The following is a 2,608-nucleotide window of genomic DNA, read 5'->3' on the forward strand; positions in this document are numbered from 1 at the left end:
ACACCGCGCTCGGCATACCCGTCACGGAAGCTGTGGGATAAGTCCGTCCGGGGAAAGGGGAACCTCGGCCATAACCCGATTTGTGCAACAGAGCCCCGGAAAGACACACTTCATCGAACGCTTGGCTTTCACTCGGGCAGATAGGTTGTTGCGCAGGTTGGCAGACGAACCACTTGTCATTCCCGTAGCGAGCGCAGGAAAGATACTCTCTGCTATCGATGATCGGATAGATGGCTCACTTGCTGCGCTACGCGCCAAATTTAATCGCGTCGAGCTTCCAGCATTGATGCAGCAGCGATTGATCGCATTAGCGATTGACGGGTTTGACGAACTTTCTGACAGTCGAGGATACGACAACTCATGGTCTGCGCTCCGTGAACTAATTGGCGAGGTTGGGAGAGAAAGTCTAATAATCCTGTCCGGACGGGACTCCTTCATCGGCATTGAAACCCTACGCAAGTTAATCGGTGCTTCGGTCGAGCATGCTGGATCAAAACTACACTCTGTGCGTCTGGATTTCCCTAGTGCTGACGAAGCAACGCAATGGATCGTTGAAGTGTCTCCGTCTTGGAGTGAATACTCAAGCGAACTGCGCCAGAGACTTGATGCTCTTATTTGGCTGCGCCGTCCATTTTTTGTCTCTCAGATCTCACAGGCCGACCCAGAAAACTTCCTAAACAGCGGCGACGAACCAATTGTAGCATTGTGCGATGACATTGTTTCCCGCGAAGTTCAGAAGCTCGGCCTTCCTTCAGAAATCTCAGAGGATGCCGGAAAGAAGATTGTGTATTCGATTTTGACCGAGGCTGCGAGGACAATGGTCGATTACGAAATAGACTACGTTGACGCCGCCTTACTTGAGGTGGCGGTAGAAGTGGCTTGCGAGGAGCATGCTCCGGGTAATGAAGATTTTCAACGGGCCCTTTCGGCACGAGCAAAAACACTAACATTGCTTGAGCCTGCGCCGAGCACAGGCGACTCTGATAATCGAACCTTCCCGCATGAGAAGATTAAAGCTTACTTCTACTCGCGACATTTGATTGCGGAGATCAGCGAAAACAACATGATCCCATTGGGGATACGAAGAACGCAACTGGCGGTATCCGACCTTGCAGTCCTGGGAGCCCTGCTCTCATTGGAAACTAGCAGCTTCGTGGATGAGCTGGCAAACAAGGTCTCACATCTATTGTCGGACCAAAATGTGACCTCGACAGCATTTTCCAACCTTGCTGCAATTGGATTTGTTTGCGCTTCGGACCTCCCAGCGGAAAGCCCATTTGCGCTCTCTGGAGGCACAATAATGGACGCACTTCTAAATGGAAAGCCATCAGTTCGGTTGCGCCGCGTCTACATAAATAGATTAGATGTTTCTGATGCGGATCTCGAATTGTGCGACTTCAAAGAGTGTGAAGTTGGAGAACTAGTCATCTCACCCATCACAAAGATGGGAAACTCTCGCCCTGAGGTGCATACTGTGATCTCGCAGTCCAATAAAGGGAGTGTGTCCGCCTACCTCGATAAGGCGCAGATTTTGGAGGTGCTTGGTCGGGAGACAGATCGTTCTGCGGGAGGTGACGAATTTGCGATCCCTGATACGCTTGCGATCCTGGCTAGGATGATGTTGAAAAGTCATTGGGTCAGGCTGTCTAGAGACGACAAAAGAGGCAGGCGGATTATAGACCGAGGTGACTGGGATGCAACCCGGAGTATTCTACAGGAATCTGGTTTTCTTGAAGTAAAGAATATCGGAGCGGGAGGACGACCAGATGAATTCGTCCATTTGAGGAATGCAGAGAGTTTTCTCAACGTAAATACAGCATCTGAGGATATTCAACGCATAGTAAAGTCAATTATCTAGTCCCAGAAGTTACAATCTCTTCGAAAGGCAACTCTTACGCATATTGGTGCCGCCTCGCGGGCGGTAGCGAGCGGCTGCTGTGGCATCCTTCGGAAACTCGGACACCGCAGCCGCAACGGCCGCTTTCCGCCCGAATCGACCACCCTCACCTCCACCGCCCACAGGAACCCTCCCCGATCAGCACCTCGCCCAGATCCCGCCCATCCGGTAACGCGCACAGCCCGACCTCGCGGTCATAGGATCGGCGCCCCTCCAGCGCGCAGGTCAGCTGCGCGCCCGCGACCAGATCGCGCACCCGCGCAGTGGCCGCGTCACCGGCAGACGTGCCCCGTTCCGCGCAGTCCAAGTTGGCGATGCGGATCGGGATGAGGCCGACGACGATAGTGTCACCGTCCCGCACGCGGGTCACGTTGTCGATAAGGACTGCGCCCGCGCTGGCCGGATGCTGCTCGTAGGCCCGCGGCTCGACCGTACGCCGCACGCGCGAGGAACTGGCGTTCCAGGCATCGCCGCCGCGCAGGATCGACACGCCGCCTTTGCCGGGCGCGCTGTCGGCCTGCTGCTGAGTCAGGTAGGCGGCAACGCACATGGCGGCTACCGATACGAGGATGGTTTGTCGGATCAGGCTCATGGTCGCCGTTTACCGCGGGGATGCGGCAAGAGTTTGGCGGTTGACCGACCACGACCGCACCGTCAGGTTGCAACTATTGGAACCGTGACGATCTGAAAGACCAACATGGCAGGAAATCT

General features: G+C 54.8%; 2 protein-coding genes. One reads left to right on the forward strand and one right to left on the reverse strand.

Features of this window, described 5'->3' with window-relative positions; all coding sequences use genetic code 11:
* On the forward strand, nt 1-1,858 hold a 1,858-nt coding region (locus C8N34_RS26105; RefSeq protein WP_206752331.1), incomplete at its 5' end, for a hypothetical protein.
* A gap of 145 nt (nt 1,859-2,003) precedes the next feature.
* Here C8N34_RS26105 and C8N34_RS25685 read toward each other — a convergent pair.
* A complete protein-coding gene (locus C8N34_RS25685) occupies nt 2,004-2,489 on the reverse strand; it encodes a thermonuclease family protein (protein ID WP_145693956.1) in 486 nt (161 codons plus the stop codon).
* Between the last annotated feature and the right edge of the window lie 119 nt (nt 2,490-2,608).

The organism is Gemmobacter caeni (assembly GCF_003054195.1).
GTDB classification, from domain to species: domain Bacteria; phylum Pseudomonadota; class Alphaproteobacteria; order Rhodobacterales; family Rhodobacteraceae; genus Gemmobacter; species Gemmobacter caeni.

Excerpts from the sequence above, each read along its gene's own strand:
- C8N34_RS25685 (WP_145693956.1), bottom strand. The coding sequence starts at position 2,489 with ATGAGCCTGATCCGACAAACCATCCTCGTATCGGTAGCCGCCATGTGC.